Source organism: Nocardia neocaledoniensis, assembly GCF_029868625.1.
Classification (GTDB): domain Bacteria; phylum Actinomycetota; class Actinomycetes; order Mycobacteriales; family Mycobacteriaceae; genus Nocardia; species Nocardia neocaledoniensis_A.
In genome coordinates this window covers 1-17,462 of the sequence record NZ_JARWOJ010000127.1, presented here as the reverse complement: position 1 = coordinate 17,462, position 17,462 = coordinate 1, and the positions used below count along the sequence as shown (strand labels likewise).

Sequence of the window (17,462 nt, the reverse complement as noted above, 5' to 3'; positions counted from 1 at the left end):
AACTTCGGGAGGAACTGGCGGACAACAGGATTCATCTGCTCGATGTGCGGTGGGCGCTGGGTGATCCGGACGGTCCGCAGCACTATCTGGACGGGCACATTCCCGGCGCGGTGTTCGTCGACATGGAGACCGAACTGGCCGCCGCCCCCTCGCCGGCGCGCGGGCGGCACCCCCTGCCCGATCCCGGAACCTTCGAGAAGTGCGCGCGCAGTTGGGGACTCGGCGAGGGCGAACCCGTGGTGGTCTACGACGCGACCGGCGGAATGTCCGCCGCGCGGGCCTGGTGGCTGCTGCGCTGGGCCGGCGTCGAGAACGTCCGCCTGCTCGACGGTGGCCTGCCCGCGTGGATCGCGGCAGGCGGCGACCTGGCGACCGGCGCCGAACCCGACCCGGCCCCCGGCGACCTGATCGTGCGCCCCGGCGCGCTGCCCGTCATCGACGCCGACGCGGCCGCCGCCTGGTCCGGCACGCTCCTCGACGCCAGAGCCGCCGAACGCTACCGCGGCGAGGTCGAACCGGTCGACCCACGCGCCGGCCACATCCCCGGCGCGTTGAGCGCCCCCACCACCGAAAACCTGGACAGCACCGGACATTTCCGCTCCGCCGAGGACCTGCGCGCCCGCTTCGCCGCCTACGCCGACACCCCGATCGCCGTCTACTGCGGCTCCGGCATCACCGCCGCCCACCAGATCGCCGCCCTGGCCATCGCCGGCATCCCCGCCACCCTCTACGCCGGCTCGTGGTCGCAGTGGTCCAACGACCCGAAACGCCCCGCCGCGACCGGAGCCTGAGCGCCGCCGCGACGGGAGCCTCAGCGCGCTGCAACGGGAGCCTGAGCGCTGCCGCCACGGGAGCCTCAGCGCCGCTGCAACGGGAGCCTCAGCGCTGCCGCCACGGGAGCCTCAGCGCTGCCGCAACGGGAGCCTCAGCGCCTCCGCATCAGCGTGCGGGATCACGGGCAGCCCCGGGCTACCTCGTGCAGGGCGGCGTTGTCGGCGGCGGTGATGGGCAGGTCGTAGTCGAGGGCCGCGGTCAGGTACTTGGCCGCGTAGAAGCAGTGGTTGGGGCGGGACGGGGGGAGCCAATCGGCGGGGGTGTCGTCGCCCTTGGACTGGTTGGTGGTGGCGCCGGTGGCGAGCAGGTTCACCGAGAGGTCGTTGGCGAAGCGGGCGCGCTGGCGTGGTGTCCACTCGGCGGCGCCCATGTCCCAGGCGGCGGCCAGGGGGTAGACGTGGTCGATCTGGACGCGGCCGCCGTCGGACTTGCGGAAGGTGATCTCGGTGCCGGTGTACGGGTCGGCGAGCACGCCCTCGACCACCACGCAGCGGCCGCGACGCACCACCTCGCGCAGTTGCGCGGCGAGCACGTTGTTGCGGGTGTCGCAGCCGTCGTGACCGCCTGGTGCGTCGGTGTCGTCGGACCAGGCGGGGCCGAACACACAGCCCTGACCGGCCTTGCAGCCGCGCTCGTACCCGCCGGGGCGCGGGCGTGACGCGACCACGCGCACCCGCTCGAGCAGCGCGGTGACCTCGGCGCGCGTCGGCGAGCCCGGCGCGGGTGCCACCGGCTCCTCGAGCGTGAGCACACCACAACCCGTGAGCACGAGCAGGAGCACGAGCGACCCGGCCGATTTCCGCATGCCTGCAGGTTGTACCGGGTGCCACCGACAGCCCCGGCCGAACGCCGAGCCGACCCGCGCCTACAGCCAGGCGCGCGCCAGGATGTCGTCGGCGGCCAGTTCGCTGGAATTCGGTGGGAACCGGGTCGCCGCGATCGAGGAGATGTGCGTGCCGTCGTGGCCGACCAGCCAGGATCCGCCGCGATCCTCACACTCGGCGATCTTGGCGAACACGGTGAGCAGGAACGTGATGGCGTCACGGGGATCGTTGGTGCGCGCCAGCCGCTGGGATTCGCCGGGTCTGATCAGGTCGAGCCAGATGCCGGATTGACCGTCCAGTCGCATGCCGACGATCTTGCCGGTGTCGATGAACGTGAATTTGCGCCGTTCCCACGGGGTTGTCGGGGTATAGCTCTGCTCGAGAACCTGGAGCAGAATCGTCATCGCTGCCCTCCGCACACATACAAGGGGTTCATCGGCCGAGCCGGTGCGAGCCCGGTTCGCCTGGGTCGTTGTGCAGTTGTCGCCGGTGGGTGGTCCGGCCCGTGACCAGGGGATATCTCAGTATGTTCCGGGAGCGGCGAGAAATCCAGGGGTGTGGCCGGTCGCGGAGCCTGTCGGTGGGGCCTGCTTGGATGGGGATCATGCTGCACGGTCTGTGGTCCCCCGGTTCGGGCCTGCTGCTGTGGCACGACGGGGAACCGGTCGCCGTGGGTTCGGTCCTGGGCGACATTCTGGAGCGGGCCAGGTTCCGGCATCGCGCCGTGGTGCTCGTCGTCGACGCCGAGGGCAGGTCGGAGACCGCCGAGGTGCGCGCGCACGCGTTGGCGCCGCCCACGGCGGCCGTCGTGCTGCGCAGCCGGCTGCCCATCGAGAACGTCTCCGGCGACCTGCGGTTCCTCGGCCACGTCGCGCGCGGTATCGAACGGTGGGTCCGGGCGGGCCGGGTGGTGCCGCAGGTCGAGCGGGCCGACGGTCAGTGGTGGGTGCGCTGGCGGCTGGTCGGCGGTCAGCGGCAGCGCGCCTGGCTGGCCGAACTCGCGGCCGCCATGCCCGCCGCGCTGCGGGTGGCGGGCTCGCCGGCGGCGGTGCTCGACGACCTGGTCACCGAGCTCACCGATCCGATCGCCCGCGAGTACCTCGCGCACCGGACGATGACCCACCCGCTGCTCACGGCCCTGGTCGCCGACACTCCGCTCGAGGCGGGTTCGTATCGGGTGGCGGAGACGCTGACCCAGTGGCGCGCGGGTTACGCCGCCGACGAGCCGGAACTCGTGCTGCGCCTGTGCGAACCCGACGGCGAGTTCGGCGCGACCGACGAGACGGTGGCGCTGTGGCGGCTGCAGGTGTGCCTGCGCCCCGTCGACGACGCGCCGAAACCGGTCGCCCTCGACGACGACCCGGTCCTGGTGCGCACCGCCGCCGAGAAGCTGGGGCAGGCACGCAAGGCCTACCCGCGTCTGCGCGATCTGCCCACCGACCCGCGCGGCCTCGACCTGCTGCTGCCCACCGAGGTGGTCGCCGATCTCGTCGCGCACGGTGCCCACGCCCTGCAGGAGGCCGGCATCCGCTTGCTGTTGCCGCGGGCGTGGAACATCGCCGAACCGAGTATGCGGCTGCGGGTGAGCAGCCCGGTCGCCGCCGAATCCACCGTGGGACTGAGCGGATTGCTCTCCTACCGTTGGGAATTGGCGCTCGGTGACCTGGTGCTCACCAAAGCCGAGATGGAACGGCTGATCCGCAGCAAGTCGAATCTCGTCCAGCTGCGCGGCGAATGGGTGCAGGCCGACCATCGCGTGCTGGCGGCCGCGGCTCGCTACGTCGCCATGCACTCCGACGACACCCCGATCACGCTGGCCGACATGATCGGCGAGCTCGCCGCCGAGCGCGTCGACGACGTGCCGGTCACCGAGGTCACCGCCGAGGGCTGGGCGGCCGAATTGTTCGCCAGGGAAGGCGAACCCGAGCCGGTCCCGGTCCCGATAGGTCTGAAAGCCGAGCTGCGCCCGTACCAGGAACGCGGCCTGAGCTGGCTGGCCACGATGAGCCGACTCAACTGCGGCGCGATCCTGGCCGACGACATGGGCCTCGGCAAGACGGTGCAGGTGCTGGCGCTGCTCGCCCATGAGCGGGAGACGCCCACCGGGTCGGCCGTGGGGCCGACCCTGCTGGTGTGCCCGATGTCGGTGGTCGGCAACTGGCAGCGGGAAGCACAACGGTTCACGCCCGATCTGCGCGTGCTGGTCCATCACGGACCAGGCCGCCTCTCCGGAACGAAATTCGCTGCGGCCGTTCGTGATTCGGACCTGATCGTGACGACCTACGCCCTGCTCGCCCGCGACGCCACCCTGCTGAGCGAGCAGCAGTGGGAGCGCGTCGTGCTCGACGAGGCCCAGCACATCAAGAACGCCGCCACCCGTCAGGCACGGGCCGCCCGCGCCCTGCCCGCGCGGCATCGCTTGGCCCTCACCGGCACCCCGGTGGAGAACCGGCTCGAGGAACTGCGCGCCCTGTTCGACTTCGCCATGCCGAAGCTGCTCGGCAGTCCGCAGTCGTTCCGGGCCAGGTTCGCGGTGCCGATCGAACGCGAACGCGATCAGCACGCCATCGACCGGCTGCGCCTGATCACCGATCCGTTCGTGCTGCGCAGGCTCAAGACCGATCCGGCCGTCATCAGCGACCTGCCCGAGAAACTCGAGATGACGGTGCGGGCCAATCTCACCGTCGAGCAGGCCGCGCTCTACCAGGCGGTGGTCGACGACATGCTGGAGAAGCTGAAGGACGCGAAGGGCATGGCGCGCAAGGGCGCCGTGCTCGGCGCGCTGACCCGACTCAAGCAGGTCTGCAATCATCCCGCGCACTACCTGGGCGACGGCTCGCCGCTGCTGCGGCGCGGCAGCCACCGCTCCGGCAAGCTGGCACTGGTCGAGGACGTGCTCGACGCCGTCATCGCCGACGGCGAGAAGGCCCTGCTGTTCACCCAGTTCCGTGAGTTCGGCGACCTCGTGCTGCCGTATCTCACCGAGCGCTTCGGTACCTCGATCCCGTTCCTGCACGGCGGGGTGAGCAAGCAGCGCCGCGACGACATGGTCACCGGTTTCCAGCGCGACGACGGCCCACCGCTGATGCTGCTCTCGCTCAAGGCGGGCGGCACCGGCCTGAACCTGACCGCCGCCAATCATGTGATCCACCTGGACCGCTGGTGGAACCCCGCCGTGGAGAACCAGGCCACCGACCGCGCGTTCCGGATCGGCCAGCAGCGCGCGGTGCAGGTCCGCAAACTGGTCTGCGTCGACACCATCGAGGAGCGGATCGACGAGATGATCAGCGGGAAGAAGCAATTGGCCGAGCTGGCGGTCGGCGCGGGGGAGAACTGGATCACCGAGCTGAGCACCGACGAACTGCGCGAGCTGTTCACCCTCGGCGCCGAGGCGGTGGGCGACTGATGACCGATTTCAGTCAGTTCGGTCCGCGCCGACCGGTCACCGGAGGCGCCAGAGCACACGGTGGCTTCGGCCGGACCTGGTGGGGCCGTGCGCTGCTGGACGCGGTGGAGAAGGTGGCCGACGCGGGCAGGCTCTCGCGTGGGCGCACCTATGCCAGGGTGGGCCAGGTGGTGAACTACCGGATCGAGCGCGGCGCCGTCACGGCGGAGGTCCAGGGCAGCCAGCCCAGCCCGTTCACCTCGGTGCTGGCCATGCGGCCGCTGCGCGAGGAGGAGGTCGACCTGCTGCTCGCCGAGATCAGGGAGGCGCCCGGCATGCTCGCCGAAATCGCCTCCGGCGCATTGCCACCCGCACTCGGCCCGCACCTGCTCCCCAGCACCGCCTCGGAGCTGGACTTCTCCTGCTCCTGCCCCGATATGGGCTGGCCGTGCAAGCACGTGGCCGCCGTCTGCTACCTGCTGTCGGAACGTCTCGACGAACAGCCGAGCGAGATCCTCACGCTGCGCGGTCTCGACCTGGACACCCTCATCGGCGGAGTCGAGAAGTCCACCCGCGCCGAGGAATCCGACGATCCGTACGGCGACACCCTGGTCCTGCCCGACCTGCCTCGCCTCGAGTTCCACCCTGTGATCGACGATCTCGACCCCGTCCCCCTGCGCCGCGCCCTCCGCATGACCACCGAAGACGAACCGACGGCGGCCACGGGCCTGCGCGAACTGCGTTCCCTCTACCCCGAATTCGACAGCTGACCCGCTCGCCCCTCAGGGGAGTTCGTATTCGAACCAGATGTGGTGGCCGCCGGTGCTGTCGACGTACAGGGCACCGGAGCCGGTGATGCCGGTGAGCGCACCGGTGCCGCTGGCCGGGACGATGTGGAAGAACTCGTCCGTACGGTCGGTACCCGCGGTGGTGGCCGAGTGGACGAAGTTGAACGCGCCCGCCTTGTCGTGGAGGGCGCCTTCGAAGGACTCCATGGCGAGATAGGTACCCGCGCCGGTGGCCATGTCGAAGGCCGCGGTGAACAGGGTCGCCGAGCGGCCGGTGATCTCGCCCGCGTATTCCTTGGTCATGGTGCTGACGCCGACCGGGAGGCCGGTCTCGATGGATGGCCGTTGGCCCAGGTCGGTGGGGTCGAACGCGGTGACTTCGAATGTGCCGGTTGCCTTCATACCGGCGATGCTAGGGCGAGGCACCGACAGGTCACCCTGACCGCGGTTCAGTCGACGCGGTACACGCGGGTCGCGTTGCCGCCGAACACCTTCCGCAGGTCCTCGGTCTCGGCGCCGGCGTCGGTGAGCACGGTGGCGACGGTCTCGGCGGCGCCGGTGATGCTGGTGATCGGCCGATCGACCGGGAAATTCGAGCCCCAGATCAGGCGGTCGGCGCCGAAGACCGTGAGCGCGTGAGTGAGCATCGGTCGCACGCGCTCCACCAGCACGGGCACCGGGGTCGGTGCGCCGCGCGGGGGCACCGGGTGTCCGAGTACCGGCATCATCAGCCCGCTGACCTTGGCCACCACATTGGGCTGGGCGGCGAGATCGGTGAGGTCCTGGCGCCAGCGCTCGAACAGGGTGTGCCGCTGCGTGGCGGTCCTGCCGGTGGACTTGCCGACCGGTCCGAAGATCCCGGCGGGGGTCCCCAGGTGATCGACCACGATCGGCACCTCGGGAAAGCGCTCGGCCAGTGCGGTCAGTTCCGGCAGCTGGACCGAATAGATCCAGGTGTCGAACGAGAGCCCCCGCTCGGCGAGCTCGGCGAAGCCGTCCAGGAACGCGGGCGCGGTGAGCCGCCCGTCGTGCGCCGCGAACGATTTCACCGCCGGATCGGGATGGTGGGCCACGTTCGTCCTGATCCCGTGCAACAGCGGTGAGGCCGACTGGTGCGCGTCCAGGACGGCCGCGAAGTCGGGGTCGGCGGGATCGGCGGCGCCGACGATCGCGGCCAGCCGTGGCGTGTCGACCCCGAAGGGCAGGCTCGCCACCCAGCGGGTCTCGTCGGGTTGCCTGCCGGTCCAGTCCGCCTCGACGTGGACCAGCGCGGAGACCGCGGTCGGGCCGAGATCGGTCCGGTAATCGGCGGGCAGATACGGGCCCATGTAGGCCGACGCGTCACCGACGAATTCGCGGTCGCGCCGCGGGGTCAATCGCGTCGCGATATCGATCGGAATCGGCAGATACCGCAGCAGGGTGGCGTGCTTGCTGAATTGCCGCGGTGTCGTATGCGGGTCCCACTGGTGCAGGTGCGCATCGATGATGTCGATATCGGTCAGTGTCATGCCGCCGCCGTCCCGTCGGTGCCGATCGCTTCGGTGGCGCGATTGTCACACATTCCGACGGGACGGGGTGGATGAACAGCGGGCGGTTCAGCGGGCCGGGGTGAACACGTAATCGGCCAGGTCGAAATGACCGCTGCGCCACGCCGCCTCCAGCGTGGACGACGGCCGCAGCGGCACATCGCCGTGCTTGTCGAAGTAGTAACTGTTGGCGTCGGCGCAGCTGTCCTGCCAGAACACCTGCCCGCCGCGCCGAGCGAGCACCTCGCGGAAGAACCGGTCGTTGGCTTCGCGGCGGACCTCCACCCTGGTGGCGCCGGTGCTGCGGGCCCGGCGCAGGCACCGCAGAATATGGCGGGTCTGATTCTCGATGAGCGTGAAATACGAGGCCCCGTTGTAGCCGTAGGGACCCATGATGGAGAAATAGTTGGGAAATCCCGGCACGCTCACGCCCTCGTAGGCCTGCAGCCGGTTCTCGTCCCACCATTTCTCCAGGTCGAGGCCGTCGACGCCGTGCAGATCGTAAGTCGGCATATTTCCCGATTCCATCACTTTGAAACCGGTCGCGAGAATGAGCACGTCGGCCGGGTGCGTGGTGTCGGCGGTGCGCACGCCGGTGGCGGTGATCTCGGTGATGGGCGCGGTTTCCAGCGTGACATTCGCGCGGTTGTAGGTGGCCAGGTAGTCGTTGGAGAAGCTGGGCCGTTTGCAGCCGAGGGCGTAGTTCGGGGTGAGTTTCGCGCGCACGGCCGGGTCCTGCACCTGGCGGCGCAGATGTGCCAGCCCGGCGCGCTCGCCGATCGCGGCGGTGGGCAGCGAGCGGTGGTAGTGGGCGGCCAGCGGGAAGGTGACCTCGACATAGGTCTGGCTCAGCAGCCGGGTGAGGGTGCGGCCGCCGGGCAGCCGCAGCGCCCAGCGCGCGGGCGGGGGCACGGGCAGGTCGGGCCTGGGCAGGCACCAGATCGGGGTGCGCTGGAAGACGGTGAGGTGCTCGACCCGCGGCGCGATCTCGGGGATCACCTGCACCGCCGACGCTCCGGTGCCGATGATCGCGACCCGCTTGTTGCGCAGGTCGAGGCCGTGATCCCAGCGCGCGGTGTGCACCGTGGTCCCGGCGAAGGTCTCGATGCCGGGAATGTCGGGCAGTTTCGGGCGGGTGAGCACCCCGGTGGCGCTGAGCACGAAGCGGGCCGTCAGTTCGCCGCCGTCGGCGGTGCGCAACACCCAGCGGTCGGCGTCGGCGTCGAAGTCCGCGGCGACCACGGTGGTGTTGAACCGGATGTGCTCGCGCAGACCGTGTTTGTCCACGCAGGATTCGGCGTAGGCCTTGAGTTCGTGCCCCGGCGCGTACACGCGTGACCACTCGGTGCGCTGGTCGAAGGAGAACTGGTAGCTGAACGACGGGATGTCCACGGCGACACCGGGATAGGTGTTCCAGTGCCAGGTGCCACCGACCCCGTCGGCGTCGTCGACGAGCAGGAAGTCCCCGAATCCCGCCTCCCGCAGGGCGATCGCGGCACCGATCCCGGAGAAGCCCGCCCCCACGATGATGACCTCGTGATAGATCGTGCTCACGCTGATTCCTTTCTGCCGACCCTGGCGGCTGTCGTCGGCAGGTGTCCGCCGCGACCGATGGTGCGTACGACGTGGTGGGAGTCGTCGGCGAAGACGATGGTGTCGACCCGGTGTTCGATGCCGTCGACGGTGCGCACACCCAGTGGTGCGAGCCGCGCGATCGGCCAGGTGACCAGCTTGCAGTGCGGCTGTCGCAGGGTGCGGTAGTAGCTGTCGTGCACGGCGACCCCCGCCTCGTCGTCGGGGGTGAGCCGGTGCCGCAGCCACGAATCACGGACCTGTGCACGGAGATTCGCCCGGGCAACGAGCCGGACCAGCCGATCCGGCGCGTGTCGCAGCGCGCCGGCGGGCAGCGGCGCGCGGGGCACGATCCAGACGGCCTCGGTCTGGAACACCGTCACCCGCGCCGCCTCGGCCGCGATGCCGGGCAGCAACCGTGCCGCCGCCGCGCCGGAACCGATGATCGCCACCCGCTGACCGGTGAACTCCCGGCGGGGGTGGAAGTCGAGATGGTGCACGATCCGGCCGTCGAAGGTGCCGGGGAGCCCGGTCATTTCGCCACCGGTTCGTAGGTGAGCTCGCGGACCCACGACGGACGGTGGCCGAGCACCCGGATCGGGAACCGATCGATGCAGGCATTGGACACGTCGGCGAGCAGCTGGAACGGTTGGCGGCGGTGAATCGTCGCCTTCCCGTGCATCTTCACCACGTGATACAGCGGCAGCCGCCGGATCTGTGGACTGCGCTCGCCGACGTTCTCGTAGCGGCGCACCGCGTTCCACAGCTTCTCCTCGTCGAGCCCGAGCGCGACGATGTTGGCCGCCATCCGTGACAGCAGCGGCGCGTAGAGCAGGGCGCCGAGCACGAACGACGGACGCGCCGCGAAACCCGCTGTCTCGATGGCGATCGTGCGCAGCGGCCCGGCGCCGAGCTGTTCGAGCACTTGGAAACCGACGGCCAGGTGCCGGGATTCGTCGCTGTTGATGTGCCGGAACACCTCGTGGCACACCGGATCGTCGACCTCGTCGAGCAGGAACTTCACCAGCGCGCCGTCCAGTGCCGTCTCCAGCGAGGGGATGACCGTGCCGAGTACGGGCAGGGTCATGTGCTCGGCGTAGCGGTCGAGCCAGCTGATCACCAGGCGGATGTTCTTGTTGGGCACCGGCATCGCGTCGTCGTCGAGCATGCCCCAGCGGCGCATGAGCGCCAGTTCGGCGTTGGCGTGTTTCTGTTCCTCGGCGTGGAAGTGCCGGTAGATCTCGCGCAGCGCGCCCGGCGGCGCCTGCTGGACCAGTGCGGCGAAGCCGCGGGCGCCGACGTGTTCGATCCACACCAGATCGGACATGAACGCGGCCAAGCGTGGTCGCTGCTCGTCGGTGACGAGCTCGGCACCCGGTGCGTCCCAGTCGATGTCGGCAAGGGCCCACTGCTTGGCGCGCACGGTGGCGAGCATGTCGGGATAGGCGAACGTCATTGTCCGTCTCCTCTCGGTCGGTTCAGCGCACGACCCGTTCGAGCAGGCCCGCCGAACGGGTGTACGTGGCAGGCATCCAGCGTTTGGCCTGCCACAGCACTTTGGCTTCCAGTTGCGGCACCACGTAGAGGTCGCCACGGTCGACGGCGTCGAGGGTGGTCTTCGCGATGCTCGCGGGCGGGCGGCCGGTCCACCGCAGCAGCAGCCCGCCCAGGCGCTCCGCGGTCTCGTCCATCGGCGAATCCGCCTGCATGATCCCGGTTTTCACCCCCGTGGGGCACAGCACCGTCACGCCGACCCCGGTGCCTGCCAGTTCGGCCGACATCGTCTCCGACAGCGCGAGCACACCCGCCTTGCTCACGTTGTAGGCCGCCATTCGCGGGGCGGCGCCGAACGCGGCGGCGGAGGCGACATTGACCACCGTGCCCCGGCCCGCGGCGCGCAGGATCGGCGTGAAGACGTGACAGCCGTTGATGACGCCCCACAGGTTCACCCCGAGGGTGCGCTGCCAGTCGTCGAGGGTGAATTCGCCGACCGGGGGACCGCCGGCGCCGATCCCGGCATTGTTGATCACGAGGGTCGGCGCGCCGCCGAACCAGTCCCGCGCGAGCGTCGCCAGCGCGGTGACCTCGTCGATCGCGGTGACATCGCAGCGGGCGCCGATGGCCTTGCCGCCTGCCTCGTCCACCAGGGCGGCGGTGTCGGCGGCCCGGCCCGCGTCGATATCGGAGCACACCACCCGTCCGCCGCGCCTGCCCAGCTCGACGGCGAAGGCGCGGCCGATGCCGCTCCCGGCGCCGGTGACCACCGCATCGGCGTGTTCGGTTCGACGACGACGAAACAGGCGCATGGCGACTCCAGTGTCAGCGGTCCGGTTCCAATTGGTGTCACTCGCCACCATTGGCCGCACCTGACACCAATTAGGCGCGCGGGGGAGTACTTTGTCAACCATGGATGTGCGCGCACCGGCCCGAACCTGGGGTGGCCGCACCGCGGCGGAACGCAGGGCACAGCGCCGCGCCGACCTGATCGAGGCGGCGCTGGCGATCTGGCTCGACAGCGGGTGGGCCGCGGTGACGATGCGCGGTGTCTGTCAGCGGGCGGCGCTCAACGACCGGTACTTCTACGAGAACTTCACCGACCGCGACGACCTGCTCGCCGTGGTCTGGGACGAGGTGTGCGCGGAGGTCTTCGCCGATCTGGCCGCCATCCTGGCCGACAACGCCGGGCGCGCGCCCCTGGACATCCTGCGCGCCGCCATCGCCCGCGCCGTCGAGTTGCAGTCCGACCTGCGTGGGCGGGCCCGCATCCTGCTGGCCGACCACGCGGGCAGCGCCGTCCTCGAGCAGCGGCGCAAAGCGATGCTCACCGACGCCACCGACCTGCTGATCGCCGCGGCCTGGCCCTACCTGCGCGCCGATGTCGACGAGACGGCCGTGCGGATGAGCACCCTGGCCGGCATCGGCGGCTTCATCGAACTGCTCACCGCCTGGCGCACCGGCGCCATCGAGGTGGACGCCGCGCGGATCGTCGAGCACACCTTCGCCATCGCCACCCAGCTCGGCGCGATGTTCCTGCCCGCGGAGATCATCGGCGGCTGAGCCTCACACGGTGCGCCGGTACTGCCCGCCGACGGCGAAGAACGCGTCGGTGACCTGCTGGAGGGAACAGACCCGCGCCGCGTCCATCAGGACCTCGAAGATGTTGCCCTCGGTGTGGGCCACCTCAGCCAGCCGCGCGAGCGCGGCATGGGCCTGTTCGGCGTGTTCGTCCTGGAAGGCGCGCAGGCGGTCCAGCTGGGAGCGGCGTTCGGCCTCGGTGCCGCGGGCCAGTTCCAGCGGGCCGTGCGCGGCCTCGTCGTCGTGGCCGCGGAAGGTGTTCACGCCGACGATGGGCAGGGAACCGTCGTGTTTGCGCTGTTCGTAGCGCATCGACTCGTCCTGGATGCGGCCGCGCTGATAGCCGGTCTCCATGGCGCCGAGCACGCCGCCGCGTTCGCTGATCCGCTCGAATTCGAGCAGCACCGCCTCCTCCACGAGGTCGGTGAGTTCGTCGATGACGAAGCTGCCCTGCAGCGGATTCTCGTTGACCGCCAGCCCCCATTCCTTGGCGATGATGAGCTGGATCGCCAGCGCGCGGCGCACCGAATCCTCGGTCGGGGTGGTCACCGCCTCGTCGAAGGCGTTGGTGTGCAGGCTGTTGCAGTTGTCGTAGACGGCGATCAGCGCCTGCAGGGTGGTGCGGATGTCGTTGAACTGCATCTCCTGCGCGTGCAGCGACCGGCCCGAGGTCTGCACGTGATACTTCAGCTTCTGCGCGCGTTCGCCGCCGCCGTAGCGGTTGCGCATGGCCACCGCCCAGATCCGCCGGGCGACCCGCCCGATCACCGTGTACTCCGGATCCATGCCGTTGGAGAAGAAGAACGACAGATTCGGGGCGAAGTCGTCGATCGCCAGCCCGCGCGCGAGGTAGGTCTCCACATAGGTGAATCCGTTGGCCAGCGTGAACGCGAGCTGGCTGATCGGGTTCGCCCCCGCCTCGGCGATGTGATAGCCCGAGATGGAGACCGAGTAGAAATTGCGGACATCGTTGCGCACGAACCATTCCTGTACATCGGCCATCATCCGCAGGCTGAACTCGGTGGAGAACAGGCAGGTGTTCTGGCCCTGATCCTCCTTGAGGATGTCGGCCTGCACGGTGCCGCGCACGGTCGACAACGTGCGCGCCCGGATCGTCGCGGCCTCCTCGTCCGTGGGCGCGCGGCCCTCGGCCTCGGTGAAGCGTCGCAGCGCCTGATCGATCGCGGCGTTGAGGAAGAAGGCGAGGATGGTCGGCGCCGGGCCGTTGATGGTCATCGACACCGAGGTGGTCGGCGCGCACAGGTCGAAACCGTCGAACAGCGTGCGCATGTCCTCGATGGTGGCCACCGAGACGCCCGAGGTCCCGACCTTGCCGTAGATGTCGGGTCGCTCGGCCGGATCGTGGCCGTAGAGGGTCACCGAGTCGAACGCCGTCGAGAGCCGGGTGGCCTCGGCGTGCGCGCTGAGCACCTTGAAGCGGCGGTTGGTCCGCGCCGGATCGCCCTCGCCGGCGAACATCCTGGCCGGGTCCTCGTTGTCGCGCTTGAACGCGAAAACCCCCGCGGTGAAGGGGAACCGGCCGGGTAGGTGCTCGGCGCGCAGGAATCGCAGCAGCTCGCCGTGATCGGTGTAGCGCGGCAGGGCCACGCGCGGAATGCTCGACCCGGACAGTGATTCGCGGCGCAGTGGGGTGCGGATCTCGCGGTCGCGGACCCGGACGACTTGTTCCTCGCCCCGGTAGCTCTCGGCGAGGGACGGCCACTCGGTGAGCAGCGCGGTCGACTCGGGGGAGAGTTCGGCGCGCGCCTTCGTCAGCAACTCGGCGACGGCGGTGTCGTCCGGCAGTTCGTCGGCCACCGCCGCGAGCCGCTGGACACGTCGCGCCGCAGCGCATTCCCGTGTCGTCTCGGCGTGGTAGGACCGCACCGTCTCGGCGATCTCGGCCAGATACCGGACCCGGGCAGGCGGCACCAGCGTGGCGAAGCGGGTGGAGACCTTGGTGTCCACCTTCGGTAGCGTGCCCGGCTCCAGGGCGAGGCCGTGGCCGGCGAGCAGTCCGGCGAGGTGCTGGTAGAGCGCGGTGACGCCGTCGTCGTCGAAGGTGGCCGCGCTGGTGCCGAAGACGGGCATGTCGCCCGGGCTCGCGCCGAATTCCGCACGGTTGCGGATCAATTGGCGGGCGACGTCGCGGACCGCGTCGGCCGCGCCGCGGCGTTCGTACTTGTTCACCGCCACCACGTCGGCGTAGTCGAGCATGTCGATCTTCTCCAGCTGCGAGGCGGCGCCGAACTCCGGCGTCATCACGTACAGCGCCACCTGGACGTGGTCGACGATGCCCGCGTCGCCCTGCCCGATACCGGGCGTCTCCAGAATCACCAGGTCGTGGCCCGCCGCCCGGCAGGCGGCGATCATGGTGTCGATGTCGTCGGGAAGCTCGTGGTTGCCGCGGGTGGCCAGCGACCGGAAGTAGACGTGGTCGCCGTCGAGGGCGTTCATCCTGATGCGGTCGCCGAGCAGCGCGCCACCCGCGCGCCGCCGGGTCGGATCGACCGCGAGGACCGCCACGCGCAGCTTGTCCTGCTGGTCGGTGCGCAGGCGGCGCACCAATTCGTCGGTGAGGGAAGACTTTCCGGAGCCGCCAGTGCCGGTGATGCCCAGCACCGGCACCTGACGTCCGCCCGCCGCCGCCAGGATCGCGGCCCGGTCGTCCGCGGCGAGGGTGCCCTGTTGCAGGCAGGTGATGGTGCGCGCCAATGCATTCCGGTCGCCGGTGTAGAGGGCGTCGAGGTCCGGCGGGGTGTGGGCGGGATCGACGTCGCACTCGCGGATCAGCTCGTTGATCATGCCGGGCAGGCCGAGTCGCTGACCGTCCTCCGGGGAGAAGATCCGCACCCCGCTGCGCGCGAGCCGCTCGATCTCCTCGGCCACGATCACGCCACCGCCACCGCCGAAGATCCGCACGTGGCCCGCGCCCGCCTCGCGCAGCGCCGCCGCGAGGTATTCGAAGAACTCGATGTGCCCGCCCTGGTACGAGCTGACCGCCACGCCCTGGACGTCCTCCTCGACGACGGCGTCGACGATCTCACGGACCGAGCGATTGTGGCCGAGATGGATCACCTCGGCGCCCTGGGCCTGCAGGATGCGCCGCATGATGTTGATCGCCGCGTCGTGCCCGTCGAACAGGGCCGCCGAGGTCACGAATCGCACGGGGTGGACCGGGACGTGCAGTGCGCCGGACTCGCTCATGACCGCCTCCACGAACAGTGGGTGGATCGTCCGATGCTAGGACGTCCAACTAATTCTAGTATGACCTGGGTCACTGCGCTGCGAAACGCGGCGCGCGAGAATCGCCGGTTTCGGCGTCACCGCTCGACATACTCGACGGATGGTTCGCGAGCATCGGGTCGGGGTGGCGCTGGAGCGACTGGTCGCGAGCGGGGTGATCAGTACCGATCAGCGCGGGGCGATCCTGCGGGCCGTCGACGCCGAGGAGCGGGCGGGCCGGGCGGGCGCGGGGCGGGTGCTCGCCGAGATCATCGCCTACCTCGGGGCCGGACTGGTGCTGGCCGGGCTGGCCCTGTTTCTCGGCCGGGCGTGGACCCAGGTCGCGCAGACCGGGCGCGTGGTGTTGCTGCTGGTCGTGGCCGGCTGCGCGGTCGGGGGAGCGATCGTGCTCGCGGGCGGTTGCGAGGGGGTGTTCCGGCGGGTCCCGATCGCCTCGGCCGGGCGCAGCAGACTCGCCGCGGTGCTGCTGGCGCTGGCCGCCGGCGCCGTCTGCGGCGCGGTGGCCACCGCGCTCGGCGCCGGGGACGGCGCCGAGATCGCCGCGTCGATCGCGGGACTGCTGATGGCGATTCTCGGCTATCTGCTCGTGCCGAGCCTGCTCGGAATGGCGGCGATGGGGGCGTTCGGGGTCGCGAGCGTGGTCAACGCGACCAGCGAGATATTCGACTATCGATCGGTGTGGCCGGGCGTACTGCTGATGCTGTTCGGCGCGGGATGGTTCGTGCTCGCCTGGGCGCGGCTGCTCGTCGCGGAGTGGGCGGGGTATCTGATCGGTGGTCTCATCGCGGTCGGCGGCGCCCAATCGGTGACCTGGGGCGATTCGCTGTGGCGGCCCGCCCTCACCCTGCTGGTCGGCCTGGCCTGTTTCACCCTGTACGCGCTGCGCCCCGAACCCGTGCTGGTGCTCGGCGGCTCGGCGGCGGTCGCGGGCGCGGTCGCCCAGACGGTGGCCGACCACACCGACGGCGGGCCCGCCGCCGCCAGCGTCGTCCTCGCCATCGGCGCCGTGGTCCTCACCGTCGGCCTGATCGCCGCCCTGGTCGGGCCGAAACGTCAGGGCTGACCAACCCCGCGAGGGCCGTGCCGCTTCGGCCGGAACGAATCCGCCGCCGACCTGGCGGGGCTAGCAAGCCGTTGCGGCCCATGGGGATTCATCGTCGTCGCGGTGGATCCGCAAGCCGGTTGCTCCCGGGAGGTGGGTCTGTCGCAGGTTCCAGTCGGCGTCGTAGTCGCCGCTGTCCTGGTGGCGGTAGGGGATGGCCGGGGTCGTCGGCAGGGCGAGCAGCCGCGTGCGCAGGTCGGCGGCGATGGTGGCGAAGCGTTCGTCGCTCACCCGGTTGGTGCCCGGGATGATCACCGGCTCGACCACCTCCATGCCCGTGTAGAAGAAGGTGCCGTGCAGCAGCGCGAACAGGACCTCGGTGAGGTCGCCGTGGATGCCGCGCGGGCCGAGACCGGCGTGCGCGCCCACCGACACCACGGCCGTCGCCCGCCTGCCCGCCAGCCCGCCGTCACCGTAACGCCGGGTGCGTCCGGACTCGGGATCGCGCACGCCATAGGCATAGCCCTGCACCATGACTCGGTCGAGCCAGCCCTTCATGATGGCGGGCATTCCGTACCACCACAGCGGGAAGTGCAGCACCACCGTGTCGGCCCAGGCCAGCTTCTCGTGTTCGGCACGGATGTCGGCGGCCAGCCGTCCTGTGCGCAGCGCCGACTCGGAATCGTTCGCGACATCGAGTCGCCCGACACCGTCCTCGGCGAAATCCGCGGCCGTCACGACCGGATTCCAGTGCATCGCGTAGAGATCGGATTCGATCACCTCGTGCCCGGCCGCGCGCAGCGCGGCGATCCCGGCGGTGCGCAGCTGAGCGGTCAGCGATCGGGGCTCCGGATGGGCCAAGACCCACAGCACTCGCATCGGCGTGCTCCTTTCGTTGCTCCTGGACGTACCTCCAGGCTGCCGAGCACGGCGGCGGTCGACCAGTGGCTGGATGGCCGATATGTGAAAGAATCGGGCCATGGCTGTCCACCGTGTCGCGGTCCTGGCCAGGGACGGGGTGATGCCGATGGAACTGGGAATCGTGCACCAGCTCTTCGGCGCTGCCCGCTCCGGCGACGGCGCGCGACTCTACGAGGTACGCACGTGCGCGCCCGAGCCGGGGATGGTGCGCACAGACGCCGATTTCGCCATCGCCGTCGAACACGGCGC

The 17,462-nt window shown here is 70.3% G+C and carries 15 protein-coding genes and 1 pseudogene; 6 read left to right on the top strand and 10 right to left on the bottom strand.

Annotated features, from left to right (window positions below; all coding sequences use genetic code 11):
- Window positions 1-14 precede the first annotated feature (14 nt).
- Complete coding sequence (locus tag QH270_RS08880; protein WP_280340058.1) at window positions 15-791, top strand: sulfurtransferase; 777 nt, start codon at window positions 15-17, stop codon at window positions 789-791.
- A 161-nt stretch (window positions 792-952) separates the two neighbouring features.
- Here QH270_RS08880 and QH270_RS08875 read toward each other — a convergent pair whose 3' ends face one another.
- Together QH270_RS08875 and QH270_RS08870 are read right to left on the bottom strand one after the other, a co-directional pair.
- On the bottom strand, window positions 953-1,639 hold the full coding sequence (locus QH270_RS08875) for an HNH endonuclease family protein (RefSeq protein ID WP_280340056.1): 687 nt from the start codon (window positions 1,637-1,639) through the stop codon (window positions 953-955).
- Window positions 1,640-1,699: 60 nt separating this feature from the next.
- Window positions 1,700-2,062 carry a hypothetical protein gene (locus QH270_RS08870; protein WP_280340054.1) on the bottom strand — a complete coding sequence of 121 codons (363 nt, stop codon included), beginning with the start codon at window positions 2,060-2,062 and terminating at the stop codon, window positions 1,700-1,702.
- Between the two features lie 200 nt (window positions 2,063-2,262).
- Here QH270_RS08870 and QH270_RS08865 point away from each other — a divergent pair, with 200 nt between their 5' ends.
- Window positions 2,263-5,064: a DEAD/DEAH box helicase gene (locus QH270_RS08865; RefSeq protein ID WP_280340053.1), complete on the top strand. Its 2,802-nt coding sequence runs from the start codon at window positions 2,263-2,265 to the stop codon at window positions 5,062-5,064.
- Complete coding sequence (locus QH270_RS08860) at window positions 5,064-5,813, top strand: SWIM zinc finger family protein (RefSeq protein ID WP_280340051.1); 750 nt, start codon at window positions 5,064-5,066, stop codon at window positions 5,811-5,813. The genes QH270_RS08865 and QH270_RS08860 overlap by 1 nt, the downstream gene beginning before the upstream one ends.
- A gap of 12 nt (window positions 5,814-5,825) precedes the next feature.
- On the opposite strand, the gene QH270_RS08855 is transcribed toward QH270_RS08860, so the two are convergent.
- The 6 genes from QH270_RS08855 to QH270_RS08830 form a co-directional block, all read right to left on the bottom strand.
- On the bottom strand, window positions 5,826-6,233 hold the full coding sequence (locus tag QH270_RS08855; protein WP_280340050.1) for a DUF3224 domain-containing protein: 408 nt from the start codon (window positions 6,231-6,233) through the stop codon (window positions 5,826-5,828).
- 47 nt (window positions 6,234-6,280) lie between these two features.
- On the bottom strand, window positions 6,281-7,339 hold the full coding sequence (locus tag QH270_RS08850; RefSeq protein WP_280340049.1) for an amidohydrolase family protein: 1,059 nt from the start codon (window positions 7,337-7,339) through the stop codon (window positions 6,281-6,283).
- 87 nt (window positions 7,340-7,426) lie between these two features.
- Window positions 7,427-8,911 (bottom strand): flavin-containing monooxygenase, encoded by a 1,485-nt coding sequence (locus QH270_RS08845; protein ID WP_280340047.1) that lies wholly within the window; start codon window positions 8,909-8,911, stop codon window positions 7,427-7,429.
- A complete protein-coding gene (locus tag QH270_RS08840) occupies window positions 8,908-9,465 on the bottom strand; it encodes an NAD(P)/FAD-dependent oxidoreductase (protein ID WP_280340046.1) in 558 nt (185 codons plus the stop codon). Before QH270_RS08840 ends, QH270_RS08845 begins: the two co-directional genes overlap by 4 nt.
- Entirely contained in the window at window positions 9,462-10,385 is a 924-nt protein-coding gene (locus tag QH270_RS08835) for a ferritin-like domain-containing protein (protein ID WP_280340045.1), read from the bottom strand. Before QH270_RS08835 ends, QH270_RS08840 begins: the two co-directional genes overlap by 4 nt.
- Before the next feature lie 22 nt (window positions 10,386-10,407).
- Complete coding sequence (locus tag QH270_RS08830) at window positions 10,408-11,235, bottom strand: SDR family NAD(P)-dependent oxidoreductase (protein ID WP_280340044.1); 828 nt, start codon at window positions 11,233-11,235, stop codon at window positions 10,408-10,410.
- Window positions 11,236-11,341: 106 nt separating this feature from the next.
- Here QH270_RS08830 and QH270_RS08825 point away from each other — a divergent pair, with 106 nt between their 5' ends.
- Entirely contained in the window at window positions 11,342-11,986 is a 645-nt protein-coding gene (locus QH270_RS08825; RefSeq protein ID WP_432420321.1) for a TetR/AcrR family transcriptional regulator, read from the top strand.
- Between the two features lie 3 nt (window positions 11,987-11,989).
- Here QH270_RS08825 and icmF read toward each other — a convergent pair whose 3' ends face one another.
- Window positions 11,990-15,211 (bottom strand): fused isobutyryl-CoA mutase/GTPase IcmF, encoded by a 3,222-nt coding sequence (gene icmF / locus QH270_RS08820; protein ID WP_280340041.1) that lies wholly within the window; start codon window positions 15,209-15,211, stop codon window positions 11,990-11,992.
- A 139-nt stretch (window positions 15,212-15,350) separates the two neighbouring features.
- Here icmF and QH270_RS08815 point away from each other — a divergent pair, with 139 nt between their 5' ends.
- Window positions 15,351-16,313: a DUF2157 domain-containing protein gene (locus QH270_RS08815; protein ID WP_280340040.1), complete on the top strand. Its 963-nt coding sequence runs from the start codon at window positions 15,351-15,353 to the stop codon at window positions 16,311-16,313.
- Between the two features lie 60 nt (window positions 16,314-16,373).
- Here the strand turns inward: QH270_RS08815 and QH270_RS08810 are convergent, their stop codons facing one another.
- Window positions 16,374-17,171 (bottom strand): NAD(P)H-dependent oxidoreductase, encoded by a 798-nt coding sequence (locus QH270_RS08810; RefSeq protein ID WP_280340038.1) that lies wholly within the window; start codon window positions 17,169-17,171, stop codon window positions 16,374-16,376.
- Window positions 17,172-17,271: 100 nt separating this feature from the next.
- Between QH270_RS08810 and QH270_RS08805 the strand changes: the two are divergent.
- Window positions 17,272-17,462: pseudogene (locus tag QH270_RS08805) on the top strand (AraC family transcriptional regulator); the annotation flags it as partial.

Excerpts from the sequence above, each read along its gene's own strand:
- QH270_RS08875 (WP_280340056.1), bottom strand. The coding sequence starts at position 1,639 with ATGCGGAAATCGGCCGGGTCGCTCGTGCTCCTGCTCGTGCTCACGGGT.
- QH270_RS08870 (WP_280340054.1), bottom strand. The coding sequence starts at position 2,062 with ATGACGATTCTGCTCCAGGTTCTCGAGCAGAGCTATACCCCGACAACC.
- QH270_RS08865 (WP_280340053.1), top strand. The coding sequence starts at position 2,263 with ATGCTGCACGGTCTGTGGTCCCCCGGTTCGGGCCTGCTGCTGTGGCAC.
- QH270_RS08860 (WP_280340051.1), top strand. The coding sequence starts at position 5,064 with ATGACCGATTTCAGTCAGTTCGGTCCGCGCCGACCGGTCACCGGAGGC.
- QH270_RS08855 (WP_280340050.1), bottom strand. The coding sequence starts at position 6,233 with ATGAAGGCAACCGGCACATTCGAAGTCACCGCGTTCGACCCCACCGAC.
- QH270_RS08850 (WP_280340049.1), bottom strand. The coding sequence starts at position 7,339 with ATGACACTGACCGATATCGACATCATCGATGCGCACCTGCACCAGTGG.
- QH270_RS08840 (WP_280340046.1), bottom strand. The coding sequence starts at position 9,465 with ATGACCGGGCTCCCCGGCACCTTCGACGGCCGGATCGTGCACCATCTC.
- QH270_RS08835 (WP_280340045.1), bottom strand. The coding sequence starts at position 10,385 with ATGACGTTCGCCTATCCCGACATGCTCGCCACCGTGCGCGCCAAGCAG.
- QH270_RS08830 (WP_280340044.1), bottom strand. The coding sequence starts at position 11,235 with ATGCGCCTGTTTCGTCGTCGTCGAACCGAACACGCCGATGCGGTGGTC.
- icmF (WP_280340041.1), bottom strand. The coding sequence starts at position 15,211 with ATGAGCGAGTCCGGCGCACTGCACGTCCCGGTCCACCCCGTGCGATTC.
- QH270_RS08815 (WP_280340040.1), top strand. The coding sequence starts at position 15,351 with ATGGTTCGCGAGCATCGGGTCGGGGTGGCGCTGGAGCGACTGGTCGCG.
- QH270_RS08810 (WP_280340038.1), bottom strand. The coding sequence starts at position 17,171 with ATGCGAGTGCTGTGGGTCTTGGCCCATCCGGAGCCCCGATCGCTGACC.